Here is a 12,601-nt window from a genome sequence, read left to right on the forward strand (position 1 = left end):
GCAATCCCCTGGAGCGGGTCCGTTCAGCCGGTTACAGGACTGGAGTTATCATGCAGATTCAGGAGGTCTTTTCCCGTTACGCTTCGGAACTGAAACGCGTCGAAGAGGAAATGGAGGCCCATCTTCGTTCCGAAGTATCCGTCATCCCGGAGATCGTCAACCACCTGCTGGGCAGCGGCGGCAAGCGCTTCCGACCCCTGCTGGTTCTGGCAACGGCCGACCTCTTCGGCTACCGGGGCACGCGCTGCTACACCCTTTCCGCCGTCATCGAGTTCATCCATACGGCGAGCCTGTTCCATGACGATGTCATCGACAAGGCGGAGACCCGCCGCGGCAAGGTCTCGGCCAACAATATCTGGGGAAACGCCGCCACGGTCCTGGTGGGCGATTATCTCTATTCGAAGGCCTACCAGCTCATGGCAAAAGACGGAACCATGGAGATCATTCAGCTCATTTCGAACACCTCCAACGTCATGTCGGAAGGGGAGGTCTTTCAGCTGATCAAATGCGGCGAAGCGAACCTTTCCGAAGAGGAGTACCGGAAGATCATCGAGAAAAAGACCTCCATTCTCATCTCGGCGGCCTGCGCCCTGGGCGGCCATCTGGGCGGCGCCGGAACCGAACGGATCGAAGCGCTCAAGCAGTTCGGCCTGCGCCTGGGCTCGGCCTTCCAGATTACGGACGACACCCTGGACTATGTCGCCAGCCAGGATGAATTCGGGAAGGAAATCGGCAAGGACCTCGGCGAGGGGAAGATGACCCTCCCCCTGATCTATACCCTGAAGCGCTGTACACCGGAAGAGCGGAAATTTATCGAAGAGGCCCTGGCGGAAAGAAAAGCAAAGGAAATACCCGTGGCGGAAATCCTGGCCCTGATTTCACGATACGGCGGCATTGCCGACGCCCTTCGCTCGGCGGAAATCCTCATTGACGAGGGAAGGGCGTTTCTGGACGGGATGCCGGAGGGGCCGGCAAAGGAAGCCCTGCTGGCCATTTCCGAATACGTCCTGAAACGGAACCTTTAAGATCCCTTTTATCCTTACAGCACCTCAGGACCTGCATAGCGGCGGCGCAGATGCTCCGGCAATCCCGCCCGGTCCGCCCTTCTTGCCTCGGGCAGAAATTCGAGGATGTCCGAAGCCGTCATTCCATCTTCTCCCCGGCTTTCCGCCGCCAGGTCCCCCGACAGTCCGTGAATGAAAACCCCCTTGCAGACGGCCTCATCCAGGGGAAGCCCCTGACCGTACATGGCCGCGATCGTCCCCGTCAGCACATCCCCGGATCCCGCCGTTGCCATTCCTGCGTTCCCGCTGAGATTCACAGAGACCCGTCCATCGGGCATTCCGATGAGAGAATGGGCCCCTTTGAGAACGATGAGGGCCCGGAGATCGGCCGCCGTCTCCTGCAGAACGCCAATCCGGTTCCGCCGGATATCGGGAATGCCCTTCCCGGAGATTCTCGCCATTTCCCCCAGGTGGGGGGTGAGAATCGTCGGCGCCTTCCGTGCCCGGATTTGTTCGAGGCGGGAAGCAATCGCCGTCAGGCCGTCGCCGTCGATGAGCAGGGGGACAGGAATATCCCGGACCAGCCTCCCGACAAGGGCCTGGGTTTCCCCTTCAAGAGAAAGGCCGGGACCGAGGACGACCATGTCCATCGTGGAGGAAAGGGCAAGCAGGGCCTCGAAGTTCTCCTCCGACAGGCTGCCTGCCGCCGTTTCCCTCTGTGGGACGAAAACGATTTCTCCGCCTCGCTGGGCCATGGCGGGAATCATGGATGCCGGTGCCGCCAAACGGGAATACCCCCCTCCCGCCTTGAGAAAGGACAGGGCGGCAAAGCAGGGCGCCCCGAAATAGTTTGCCGCACCGGCAATAAAAAGGGCCTCCCCCATGCTCCCCTTGTGCGCGTCGGGATCACGCGGCGGAACAGGCGGCGGTGTGTTGATCCGGACGCGGATCGACTCTCCCGTCTGCAGATCCGGGGGAAAGGTGATATGGCAGACATGGAGTTTTCCTCCCCGGGCAAATCCGGGATACAGGAGATTGCCGATTTTCGGAAGCCCGAAGGTTACCGTGTAATCGGCCCGAACGGCGACCCCCAGGATCTCACCCGTATCGCCGTTCACGCCGGAAGGGATATCCAGGCTGAGCACTTTTTTGCCGCTGGCATTGATTCGTTCGATCACCTCTTTAAAGAGCCCCCCGACAGGGCGGTCCAGTCCGGTGCCCAGAATCGCGTCCACAATGCCATGGCAATGGGCGACATCGCCGCGGATCCGCTCCGGGGAATCCAGGCGCACCAGTGACAGGGGCAGCCGCTTTATGATTTCCAGATTGGTCCGGGCCGCTCCTTGAAATTTTTCCGGGTCGGAAAGGAGGAAAACCGTGACGGATCCCCCGTCGGACAGGATTTTCCTGGCCACGACAAAACCGTCGCCCCCGTTGTTTCCTCCGCCGCAGAAAACCGCAAATCTCCTCCCCGGGATTCCGATTTCACGATTTAAAACCGCCGCCGACGCCAATCCCGCATTCTCCATCAGAATTTCTTCCGGAATGGCCAGCTTTTCAATGGCATACCGATCCATGGCGCGCATTTCCCGAACGCTGCATACTCTCATATCGGACTCCTTGGCTTTTCGTTCCGCAATCTCTCTCTTTCTTTATCCTCAAACCGGTGGAGATGGCAAGAAGCGATCTTTGAATTTGTATTTTCCGGGAAAGGTGTGCTAGATTCTGCCTCAGGTGTTCAGGCGCAAGGATCATGCGGTGCGGAGCAACCGTCAAGCCATCGCCCGTTTCCGGACAAAAACGGCAGCCCGGCGTTACCGGACCCAAAACGGATGGGCACAGCCTCTCCGGCTCTGCCCGTAAGCAGGAGACCATCGTTTTTGATGCACATCGCTACCTCCCGAGACGAAGCGCTGGGAATGCTCAGTCTTCTGGCCGCCGTCGCTCTTTTCAGCACCGTGGAAATCGCCAGCAAACTCATTGGACCGCAGGTGGACCCCCTGATCCTGACGTTTCTGCGCTTCTTCCTCACGGGCGCGGTCCTTCTGGTGTGGTCTTTTCCCGTCCTTCGCCTGAGACTCGAACCGCTGGCGGCAGGGGATTACGGGATCTTCTGCCTGAACGGCCTGCTGGGAATCTCCCTGGCCATATCGATGTTTCACACCGCGATCCAGACGATGGACAAAGCCGCCTCCTGTGCGGTCGTCTTCAGCATAAACCCGGTTTTTGTCATGATCCTCGCGCGTTTTGTCAATGGGGAATCCTGGAATCGGCGCAAATGGATCGCCGTGGCCACGGGCGCTGCCGGGGTTTGCCTCTTTGCCGGCGAAACGGGGGCTCTTTCGCTCTCCTCCCTCGTCGGCATCGGTCAAATGCTCCTGTCGGCATTCTTTTTTGCCTTGAGCATCTGCATTTCCCGGCGCGTGGTCGGGCGGTACGGGGCGGTTGTGCTGATGGGGTTTTCCGCGCTTTTCGGAAGCCTGTTTCTTCTGCCCCTGGCCTGGCTGCGCTTTACACCGGACACCCTGACCCGCCTGGGGGATGCCTGGCTGCCCGTGCTTTATCTTGCCCTGCCGGGCACCGCCCTGGCCTACGCTCTTTATTACTTCGGGTTTCTCAATATCCCGGCGCAGAAGGGGTCCATGATGTTTTTCATCAAACCGGCACTGGCCTCGGTGCTGGCCGCCCTGCTGCTCCACGAGGACATCAATGCCTTTATGTTCGCCGGTACGGCCCTGATTCTTTTCGGGCTGGCCTTTTCCCTGGGCGGACCGGAACAGGGGCCATCAACGCAGAGAGCGCTTTGAATATGGAACTGGAACCATCAAGGAGGAAGACCAATGAACAGAGGTAAAAAACTTGGCATCATCGCAGTGGTTGTCGTCGTCCTGTGTGCCGCCCTTTACCTGGGAGGCATGTGGCATGGGAGAAGCCAGGTGAATGCCCAGAAGGAAAAATGCCTTCAGCAGCTGAAGGAAAGCGAGGCCAGACGGATTGCTGCGGAAAACAGCACCCACTTACTCAAGGCCCGGACCGCCCTCTTCCAGACGCTCTTCGACCTCGATCAAAGAAACTTCGGCCTGGCCAACGGCCATCTCCGGGAAGCGGACGCTCCCCTCTCGAAGCTGAACGCCGCAAGCCTGGGGATCGACAAGGCCCATCTGGATGAGTTAAGGCGCGAAATCGCCGGCACCAATATCCAGGTGGCCATCGATCTGGAAGTCCAGCGGAACCTCATCCTGAATTTTGAAAGACGCCTCGACAACCTGATCCCCAAACCAGCCGCCCCGTTCGTCATGCCGCCGCCAATGGCCGCACCACCCCCGCCGACGGCCGCACCGCAGGCGACTCCGGCAACTCCGGAATCAAAATAAAAGGGTAAGCGATGGAGGATTCCCGCAGCAAGGTCATGGACCTGGATGAGGCCGTCCGGACCTTTGTCCGGGACGGCAGCCACATGTCCATCGGCGGATTTTCCATCAGCCGCAATCCCATGGCGGCCGTTTACACGATCATCCGCCAGGGAATCAAAAATCTCCACTTCTATGTCCATTCCAACGGGACCGGAATCGATGAACTGATCGGCGGGGGCTGCATTTCCCGCCTGGAGATCGCCTATGGCGGCAACGGAAAGGCGGCGACCACCTGCATCCGCTTCCGGAAAGCCGTTCAGGAGGGGGAAATCCAGGTGGAGGACTACTCCAACTATCAGATGACCCTGCGTTTCGCCGCCGGTTCCATGGGCGTACCCTTCCTTCCCACCCGCTCTTCCCTGGGCACCGACATCATCAACCGGTGGGGCTTCTCGGAGGAGATGCGGCAGAAGGACCCGAAAATCGCCGGCAAAAAGCTGGTCGTTGTGGACAATCCCTTCGGCTCCTGGGCCGACGCTCCCAGGGTGGTCCTCGTTCCGGCGATCAACCCCGACGTGACGATTCTGCATGTGCAGAAGGCCGACTACCAGGGAACCTGCCGGATCCTGGGGCTTACCTATGCGGATATCGAACAGGCGAAGGCCTCGCGACACGTCATCGTGACCTGCGAAGAGCTGGTTGAACCCGGCGAGCTGAGGGAAAATCCAGGACTGAACCAGATCCCCTTTATTCACGTCAGCGCTGTCTGCCATGTCCCCTACGGCGCCTATCCAACGGCCGTCTATCGCTGCTACGATTATGACCCCGACTATCTCATCGCCTACGCCAAGGCGGCCAGGGATGAGCGGCTCTTCCGAACGTACCAGGATCAGTTCATCTACGGCGTGAGCAATCACGGAGAATTCCTGGAACGGGTCGGCCGGAAAAGGCTGGGGGAAATAAAGGCGGACCCGACTCGGGGCTACGCCACCAACCTGCAGTGGTATGACCGCGGGGAGGCGCCATGAACGGCACCTCACCGGAAATCATGACGATCATGGCCGCCAGGGAAATCCACAACGGCGACATCGTGTTCTGCGGAACGGGCATCTCCATGCTCGCCGCCATGGCGGCAAAGAACATCTCCGCCCCGGACAGCGTGATTTTCTTCGAATCCGGGGCGGTCGACGCCCTTCTGGAAGATCTTCCCTGGGCGGTGTCCGATTCCCGGGTCATGTGGGGAGCAAACTCCACCGGGGGGCTGATGGACGCCTTTGCCACCATGCAGAACAGGATTACCGGGAACCGCGTCATTGCCATCCTGGGCGCCGCCCAGATTGACATATACGGCAATCTGAACACCACAGCCATCGGCGACTACTCCAAGCCGAACACCCGCTTTGCAGGAAGCGGGGGCGGCTGCGACGTGGCCTCCTTCGTTCCCCGCTGCATCGTCTTCATGCACCACGAGAGGCGAAAGTTCGTTCGGAAACTGGACTATCTCACGAGCCCGGGAAATCTGGACGGCCCCGGAGCCCGCCGGCGGGCGGGCCTGCCGCCGGGCGGCATCACCTGCGTCGTCACCAATATGGCGGTGATGCGGTTCGATGAGGACACGAAGGAAATGTATCTGGACCGGTTCTATCCGGGCATCACGCCTCAGCAGGTCCTGGAGCACATGGAATTTGCCGTCGATATTTCCCGCGCACGGCCCGCCGATCCTCCGACGGAAGAAGAGCTGCGGATACTGCGGGGAAAATGCGATCCCCGGCGGATGCAGCTTTAAAAACCCCGTGGGGCATTCCGTCGGAGGGGCCATACCGGCCGTGCATGGCGATCAGAGCGAGAGATACCCGTCCGGCGCCAGGCTGGTTGCCAGCATGACCATATTGATGTCGCGATGCGCCAGCCATCCGCCGGTATTCCTGTGTTCGGGCATGAGCCAGTATTCCTCGATCACATCACTCAGCGGGGCATATTTGATCAGGTCTCGGGCCTGAGCATGGAGGGATCGTGTTCTCTCCGAATCTTCCGGGGCTTGCTCGAAGAGCTTCAGCAGTTTCCCCATGGCGCGGATCCCGATGGACAGCCCCAGTTCCCGGAAGGCAAGCCGGTATTGGGCGGGAAGCCGGAAAAAACTCCTCCCCTCGAACGATTCGAGGCTCGACCTCGAGGATTTCAGCAGGACCTCGAGAACGTCTTCATAGGGCAATCCCTCGTGGAGGATCAATTGAGCCAGCTTGCAGGCAAAGCTCAAGAGCTCGCCGATACCGAGGGGGTCATCGGTGGTCCAGTCCTTTCCACGGCAAAGATGAACCGTGTCTTCCACTTCCGCGTCAAGGACGGACCCGGCTGCTGGGTTGAAATGCTTCGCCGCCGTTTGCAGCTGGAGGTAGGTGACGAGTCCGTCGAGAGGATCGTGGTGCCCCATGGACGATACAAGGGGACAGGAAAGGTCTATGCTCATTTTCCAGTACATCCCTTTCCGGTTCCCTGACGGCAGGACATAGACAAACCGGGCATGGACCGCCTTTGCAAGTTCAATCGCCCAGCGGTTGTAGACGGCCTCCCCGCGGACGCGGCTCACACGATTGAGGGCGTGCATCCACTTCGTCAGATAGTGGTAGTATTGTCCATCCCGATCCCATTCCAGCTCTTCGTTATACGGTTCATCGAATCGGCGTTCGTTCATCTCCTTGCCGATTCTCAACCCGCCTGCGGTGGGATGGATCGCGCCATGCTCGTCATCAAGACCGCTGATCCAGCCGGTTCGCCTGTCATCGCCACGGTGCCGTCCGAGGATGTCATGGACCTGGCCGACCAGTTCCAATGCAAGCTGTTCAAAGCGCTTCTCCCCCGTCCTCCCGTAAAGCTCCAGAAAATTGCAGACGGCAAAGGCGTCCGTCCACAGATAACGCCGCGGCGCTCTCCCTTGCGGCTGCAGACCGGTCAGATCGGCGAAATCCAGCATGAGATTCTGAACCATGGACGTTAAGTCCTCCGGTTGCATCTTTTCCATATGAACTCCTCGAAGAGGGGATCCGTTTCCCTTCGCACACAGGAAACGGCCTCTCTTGAGTTACTCTTCCGCATGGTCGGAAGTCCATAAGCAGGGAGACTGGTGAAAAGCCCCGGAATCGATTTTACAGGTGCCGGAGGCCGTCACGATGAATTTCTGAGCTTGTCCTGGAATGGGCGCGGGAGAACGGCCGCAGAAAGAAGCACCCATCGAGACCTGCCGGCTGGACGGGCCGGTCCGCTACTCCCGGAGCCAGGCCATCATGTCCGCCGGATCCGTTGTTGGCTGCCGGCAGGAAAAATTCCGGCAGACATAGGCCGCCGCCCTGCCGTTGACCGGGGTCATGCCCCTGGCAAACTCCGGGATTCCGGAATGCTCCCCCTTTTCTACCCCGCCGGGGGACAGGAGAACCACCGTGCGTGGCAGAAAAGCCCGGCGAAGCTCCCGCAGCATCCCGCGAGTATCCTCCCCGTCAGCGTTTCCGGCAATGACGACCTCGGCCGAGGGGCCGGCCAGGTAATCCAGGGCGACCAGAAACTGGGTGTGGCCCGCGGGCAGAGAGCTGATATGGGCGGCAAAGGCCTTCCCCGTCGCCACGGCCCGCTCCTCCAGATCCACCCGGCCCGTCAGGCGGGCCAGGCGCAGCAGATTGAGCATGGCCACGGCATTTCCCGAGGGGATGGCGCCGTCGTAGCTCTCCTTCTGGCGGATCAGCAGAGGTTCACCGTCTTCGGGCGTAAAATAATATCCGCCGGATTCCCGGTCCCAGAACGAGGCATTTTGCTCTTCCTGCAGGGAAAGGGCAACCTGGAGAAGCTCTCCGTCAAAGACGGCCTCGTAGGCTTCGATCAGCCCCCAGATCACAAAGGCATAATCATCGACGCTGGCCGGCATGGCGGCCTCACCGTCCCGCCAGCGGTGAAGCAGTCGCCCCCGGGCATCCCGGAGGTTCCCGAGAATGAAGGAGACGGCATCCCCGGCCGCCTGCAGGAACAGGGGGTCTTCAAAGACGAAAGCCGCCCGGGCCATCGCGGCAATCATCAATCCATTCCAGTCCGTCAGGATCTTGTCGTCCCGAAGGGGGCGAATCCGCTGCAGCCTCCGCCGATAAAGCTTTTCCCGCGCGGATTCCATGAGCAACGAAAGGCGCTCCTCCGGGACATTCAACATCTCCGCCAGGCCCTTTCGCGGGTATGGGCAGTGCAGGACCTGCGCTCTGCCGCCCGCCTGAAGATCGTAAGCCCGGATCAGGAGGTCCGCTTCCTCCGGCGCCAGGACCTGCCGAAGCTCTTCCACCTTCCAGAGATAAAAGGCCCCCTCCTCCCCGGCGGTGTCGGCATCCTCCGCCGCATAGAAGCCGCCCCCCGGAGCGGTCATGTCCCTCAGCACGTACGTCAGAATTTCCCGCGCCGTTCTCTCATAGAACGCCCGGCCCGTGGCCGAAAAGGCCTCGGTATAGGCCAGGGCCATCAGGGCCTGATCGTAGAGCATCTTCTCGAAATGAGGCATCCGCCACTGGGCATCGGTGCTGTAGCGGTGGAAGCCGAAACCGACCGAATCGTAGATTCCCCCCTGCCGCATCGCCTCCAGGGTCTTCTCCACCATGGCCAAGGGCGGGGACTCGCCGGTCCTGTCCGCGTAACGCAGGAGGAAGAAGAGATGCTCCGCCATGGGAAACTTGGGGGCGCTGCCGAATCCGCCGTAACGCTCATCGAAGCGGCGGCGCAGATCGTCATAAGCATCCCGCAGCACCGCATCGGGAGGAATCTCCCCGCTTCCGCCCGGATCCATCCGCTGCAAAACCCCTTCAATCTCCTCGACGGAATCAAGGACCTTCTCCCGCTCCCTGCGCCAGACCTCGCCGAGCCCGGGGATCAGCGCAAGCATCCCCGCCATCCCCGGGCGGCCTTCCCGGGGGATGTAGGTCGCGGCGTAGAAGGGACGGCGATCGGGCGTCAACATGATCGTCAAGGGCCACCCGCCGCCGCCGGTCAACACCTGGCAGACGGTCATATACAGCTTGTCGATATCGGGACGCTCCTCCCGGTCCACCTTGATGGAGACAAAATTCTCATTGAGCAGCCGGGCGACCTCCTCGTTCTCGAAAGACTCATGGGCCATCACGTGGCACCAGTGGCAGGTGGAATAGCCGATGGACAGGAAAACCGGTTTATCCTCCAGCCGGGCTTTTTCAAAGGCCTCCTCGCCCCAGGGGTACCAGTCTACGGGATTGGCGGCATGCTGCAGCAGGTATGGACTTTTCTCAAATTGCAGGCGGTTTCGGAAGGAACCTTCCCGGGAAGAGTGCTCCACCATGGTCTTTCTCCTTTTTCAGGGGCAGGGGGGCCTGCCCCCCGTCACGAGGGGACGGCGGCATGCAGGAGTGCTCTGGCCGCCGCCATCACGTTGTCCACCGTCAGGCCGAACTTCTCAGCAAGGACGTTGGCCGGGGCGCTGGCTCCGAAGCCATCCATTCCGATGACCGTTCCGTCCAGCCCGACATAGCGCTCCCAGCCCAGCTTGATGCCCGCTTCCACGGCGACCCGCAAACGAAGGGTCGGCGGCAGAACGGCCTCTCGGTAGGCAACCGGTTGGCGGTCAAAAAGTTCCCAGCTGGGGAGTGAGACCACCCGCACGGCAACGCCGTCGGCTGCCAGCCGCCTGCCGGCCTCCAGGACCAGAGGAACTTCGGATCCCGTTCCGATAAGAATGATCTCCGGGGCTCCCTCTCCGGATTCCCAGAGGATATAACCGCCCTTCTGCAATCCCGTTGCAGGGGCCAGGGTTTCCCTGTCCAGGACAGGCAGATTCTGCCGTGAAAAGATCAGGGCCGTCGGCCCCTTTGAATTCAGGAGCGCCTCCCGCCAGGCTTCCACGGTTTCGTGGGCATCGGCGGGACGGATGACGGTGAGGTTGGGAACGGCCCGCAGGTTCATGACCTGCTCGATGGGCTGGTGCGTCGGTCCATCCTCGCCCAGGCCTATGCTGTCGTGAGTAAAGACATAGAGGACCCTCAGGCCCATGAGGGCTGAAAGGCGCATGGGCGGCCGCATGTAATCGGCAAAGGTGAGAAAGGTGCCCGTATAGGGAAGGACTCCCCCATGGAGGGCCATTCCGACGGCGATGGCCCCCATGGCGTGCTCGCGGACTCCGTAATGGACATTGCGGCCTTCATAGCCCCACGATCCGCCGACCCGGCCCTGCAACCCCGCCGGGGAGAATCCGGGACTCTGGAAATCCCCCATCCCCTTGAGCCAGGTAAAGCAGGACGGATTGAGATCCGCCGATCCGCCCATCAGCTCCGGAACGCACGGGGCAAGGGCCTGCATCACCGTTTCACCGGCCTTGCGGGTCGCCACATCGGCGGCTCCGCCCTGGTAGACGGGCAGCGCCTTTTCCCAGTCGTCCGGCAGCCGTCCGTCCATCACCCTCTGCAGCTCCGCCGCGAGCTCCGGATACTGCCGGCCGTAGCGCTCAAACGCCGAAAGCCACTGCTCATCACGGACCTTGCCACGGTCGGCGGCCTGGCGGTAAAAATCCGAAACGTCTTCAGGCACGAAGAAGGCGGGCTCCAGCGGCCAGCTCAGATTTTTCTTGGCGGCGTCGAGTTCATCCCGGCCGAGGGGGGAACCGTGTGAATCCGCCGTCCCCTGCTTATGGGGAGCGCCGTACCCGATGGTCGTCTGCACAAACAGGATCGAAGGCCTGGACAATTCCGCCCGCGCCTGACGAAGGGCCTCATCGATGGCCGCCGGCCGGTTGCCCTCGGGAACCCTCAGAACCTGCCAGCCGTAAGCTTCATAGCGTTTACCCACATCTTCCGTAAAAGCCAGGCCCGTTGAACCGGCAAGAGAAATGCGGTTGTCATCATAGATCACGATGAGTTTTCCCAGCCCCAGGTGCCCCGCCAGGGAGCTGGCCTCGGCCGTTACCCCCTCCATGAGGTCGCCGTCGCTGGCCATGACATAGGTGAAGTGGTTGATGATCTCGTTGTCGGGGCGGTTGAATCGGGCGGAAAGATGGGCTTCGGCGATCGCCATGCCCACGGCGTTGCTCAGGCCCTGCCCGAGGGGACCCGTGGTCACCTCGATGCCCGGCGCGCAGTGATACTCAGGATGACCCGGTGTTCGGCTTTCCCATTGGCGGAAGGCCTTCAGATCGTCCAGGGAAAGGTCGTATCCCGTCAGATGGAGCATGACGTAAAGAAGCATGGAGGCGTGCCCCGCGGAAAGGACAAAGCGGTCCCGATCGATCCACAGCGGATTCGAAGGATTGTGCTTCAGGTGGCAGGCCCACAGCGTATGGGCGGCGGCGGCGGCTCCCATGGGCATGCCGGGGTGCCCTGATTTCGCCTTTTCCACGGCATCGGCGGCTAAAAAACGAATGGTGTTGATGCATCTTTCTTCCAATTCGGCTGGTCCAGACATGAGGTTTTCTATCTCCTTAAGACATTCCCAATCGCATCATGGCGATTCCGGATCCGAAGCAGCCCTTTTGCCGGCATCCCTGTCAGCTCCTCGCGCATGTCGTCAGCATGCCTGCATCGCCTCTGTTCAGCCGCCCGGCGATTCCCCCTGTTCGGTCTGTTCGGAAACCGGAATGACGAATTTCCTCGATCCTTGAATGTTATTTTCTGCGCTTATACTCCAACCCCGGCTCTTAGACAAGCACATTAGTTCCCGGCCCCTGAAGCGCATTCAAAGATCGGAAATCATGAAACAAAGAACGGATTTCCAAGAAGCCGTCCCACCGCGGCGGGAAAAATCAGGAGGGGATGGAGGGGGGAACAGGTTTCGAACCTGACGGCGCAGCCGAGAAGGGAAAGAAGGCCGAGCGAAGCCCCGGCTCTAAAGGCTGCCGCTCCCGGCGGCCATCCGGAGAAGAGCCCCGTTTATTTTCCGGCGAGTTCCCCGTCCAGCCAGGCCAGGTAGGATTCACTGCCGGCAATAATCGGCGTCACAATCACTTCCGGCACCGAATAGGACGAAAGGGAGGCAATGACCCTGTCGGCAGCTTCACAGAGATCCTCCCTTGTCTTCGCGCAAAGCCGCCATTCTCTGGCGGTTTCAACGTTTCCCTGCCAGCGGTAGATGCTGGTAATGGGCGAAATCTGGACACAGCCCGCCAGCCTCTGTTCTACCAGAACCCTGGCGATTTTCTCCGCATCCTCTTCCCGATCCACCGTGGTCGACACCTGCACATAATTCTCCATTCTTCTATTTCCT

General features: G+C 60.7%; 10 protein-coding genes. 5 read left to right on the top strand and 5 right to left on the bottom strand.

The window, feature by feature from the left end; translation table 11 throughout:
* The first annotated feature begins 50 nt into the window (after positions 1 to 50).
* Complete coding sequence (locus tag AB3175_RS09615; protein ID WP_367360722.1) at positions 51 to 1,025, top strand: polyprenyl synthetase family protein; 975 nt, start codon at positions 51 to 53, stop codon at positions 1,023 to 1,025.
* A gap of 14 nt (positions 1,026 to 1,039) precedes the next feature.
* Here the strand turns inward: AB3175_RS09615 and AB3175_RS09620 are convergent, their stop codons facing one another.
* Positions 1,040 to 2,614, bottom strand: coding sequence for an NAD(P)H-hydrate dehydratase (locus tag AB3175_RS09620; protein WP_367360723.1), 1,575 nt, complete (start codon positions 2,612 to 2,614; stop codon positions 1,040 to 1,042).
* 273 nt (positions 2,615 to 2,887) lie between these two features.
* Between AB3175_RS09620 and AB3175_RS09625 the strand changes: the two genes are divergently transcribed.
* From AB3175_RS09625 to AB3175_RS09640, 4 genes are read left to right on the top strand one after another with little or no spacing between them, the layout of a single operon-like run.
* Complete coding sequence (locus AB3175_RS09625) at positions 2,888 to 3,811, top strand: DMT family transporter (protein WP_367360724.1); 924 nt, start codon at positions 2,888 to 2,890, stop codon at positions 3,809 to 3,811.
* 33 nt (positions 3,812 to 3,844) lie between these two features.
* A complete protein-coding gene (locus AB3175_RS09630; RefSeq protein WP_367360725.1) occupies positions 3,845 to 4,378 on the top strand; it encodes a hypothetical protein in 534 nt (177 codons plus the stop codon).
* 11 nt (positions 4,379 to 4,389) lie between these two features.
* On the top strand, positions 4,390 to 5,385 hold the full coding sequence (locus tag AB3175_RS09635) for a CoA transferase subunit A (protein WP_367360726.1): 996 nt from the start codon (positions 4,390 to 4,392) through the stop codon (positions 5,383 to 5,385).
* The gene (locus AB3175_RS09640; RefSeq protein WP_367360727.1) at positions 5,382 to 6,143 is read left to right on the top strand and encodes a CoA-transferase subunit beta; all 762 of its coding nucleotides are present in this window, start codon (positions 5,382 to 5,384) and stop codon (positions 6,141 to 6,143) included. The genes AB3175_RS09635 and AB3175_RS09640 overlap by 4 nt, the downstream gene beginning before the upstream one ends.
* Positions 6,144 to 6,194: 51 nt before the next feature.
* Here the strand turns inward: AB3175_RS09640 and AB3175_RS09645 are convergent, their stop codons facing one another.
* The 4 genes from AB3175_RS09645 to cutA form a co-directional block, all read right to left on the bottom strand.
* The gene (locus tag AB3175_RS09645; protein ID WP_367360728.1) at positions 6,195 to 7,376 is read right to left on the bottom strand and encodes a hypothetical protein; all 1,182 of its coding nucleotides are present in this window, start codon (positions 7,374 to 7,376) and stop codon (positions 6,195 to 6,197) included.
* A gap of 240 nt (positions 7,377 to 7,616) precedes the next feature.
* Positions 7,617 to 9,692, bottom strand: coding sequence for a thioredoxin domain-containing protein (locus AB3175_RS09650; protein WP_367360729.1), 2,076 nt, complete (start codon positions 9,690 to 9,692; stop codon positions 7,617 to 7,619).
* A gap of 41 nt (positions 9,693 to 9,733) precedes the next feature.
* Positions 9,734 to 11,803 (bottom strand): transketolase, encoded by a 2,070-nt coding sequence (gene tkt, locus AB3175_RS09655; RefSeq protein ID WP_367360730.1) that lies wholly within the window; start codon positions 11,801 to 11,803, stop codon positions 9,734 to 9,736.
* 464 nt (positions 11,804 to 12,267) lie between these two features.
* A complete protein-coding gene (gene cutA / locus AB3175_RS09660; RefSeq protein ID WP_367360731.1) occupies positions 12,268 to 12,588 on the bottom strand; it encodes a divalent-cation tolerance protein CutA in 321 nt (106 codons plus the stop codon).
* Positions 12,589 to 12,601: the final 13 nt, after the last annotated feature.

Source organism: Syntrophus sp. (in: bacteria), assembly GCF_040768185.1.
Lineage (GTDB): Bacteria > Desulfobacterota > Syntrophia > Syntrophales > Syntrophaceae > Syntrophus > Syntrophus buswellii.

What these genes read in the sequence shown, in the direction of transcription:
- AB3175_RS09640 (WP_367360727.1), top strand. Translation starts at nt 5,382, where the DNA reads ATGAACGGCACCTCACCGGAAATCATGACGATCATGGCCGCCAGGGAA.
- AB3175_RS09635 (WP_367360726.1), top strand. Translation starts at nt 4,390, where the DNA reads ATGGAGGATTCCCGCAGCAAGGTCATGGACCTGGATGAGGCCGTCCGG.
- cutA (WP_367360731.1), bottom strand. Translation starts at nt 12,588, where the DNA reads ATGGAGAATTATGTGCAGGTGTCGACCACGGTGGATCGGGAAGAGGAT.
- AB3175_RS09625 (WP_367360724.1), top strand. Translation starts at nt 2,888, where the DNA reads ATGCACATCGCTACCTCCCGAGACGAAGCGCTGGGAATGCTCAGTCTT.
- AB3175_RS09650 (WP_367360729.1), bottom strand. Translation starts at nt 9,692, where the DNA reads ATGGTGGAGCACTCTTCCCGGGAAGGTTCCTTCCGAAACCGCCTGCAA.
- AB3175_RS09645 (WP_367360728.1), bottom strand. Translation starts at nt 7,376, where the DNA reads ATGGAAAAGATGCAACCGGAGGACTTAACGTCCATGGTTCAGAATCTC.
- AB3175_RS09630 (WP_367360725.1), top strand. Translation starts at nt 3,845, where the DNA reads ATGAACAGAGGTAAAAAACTTGGCATCATCGCAGTGGTTGTCGTCGTC.
- AB3175_RS09615 (WP_367360722.1), top strand. Translation starts at nt 51, where the DNA reads ATGCAGATTCAGGAGGTCTTTTCCCGTTACGCTTCGGAACTGAAACGC.
- tkt (WP_367360730.1), bottom strand. Translation starts at nt 11,803, where the DNA reads ATGTCTGGACCAGCCGAATTGGAAGAAAGATGCATCAACACCATTCGT.
- AB3175_RS09620 (WP_367360723.1), bottom strand. Translation starts at nt 2,614, where the DNA reads ATGAGAGTATGCAGCGTTCGGGAAATGCGCGCCATGGATCGGTATGCC.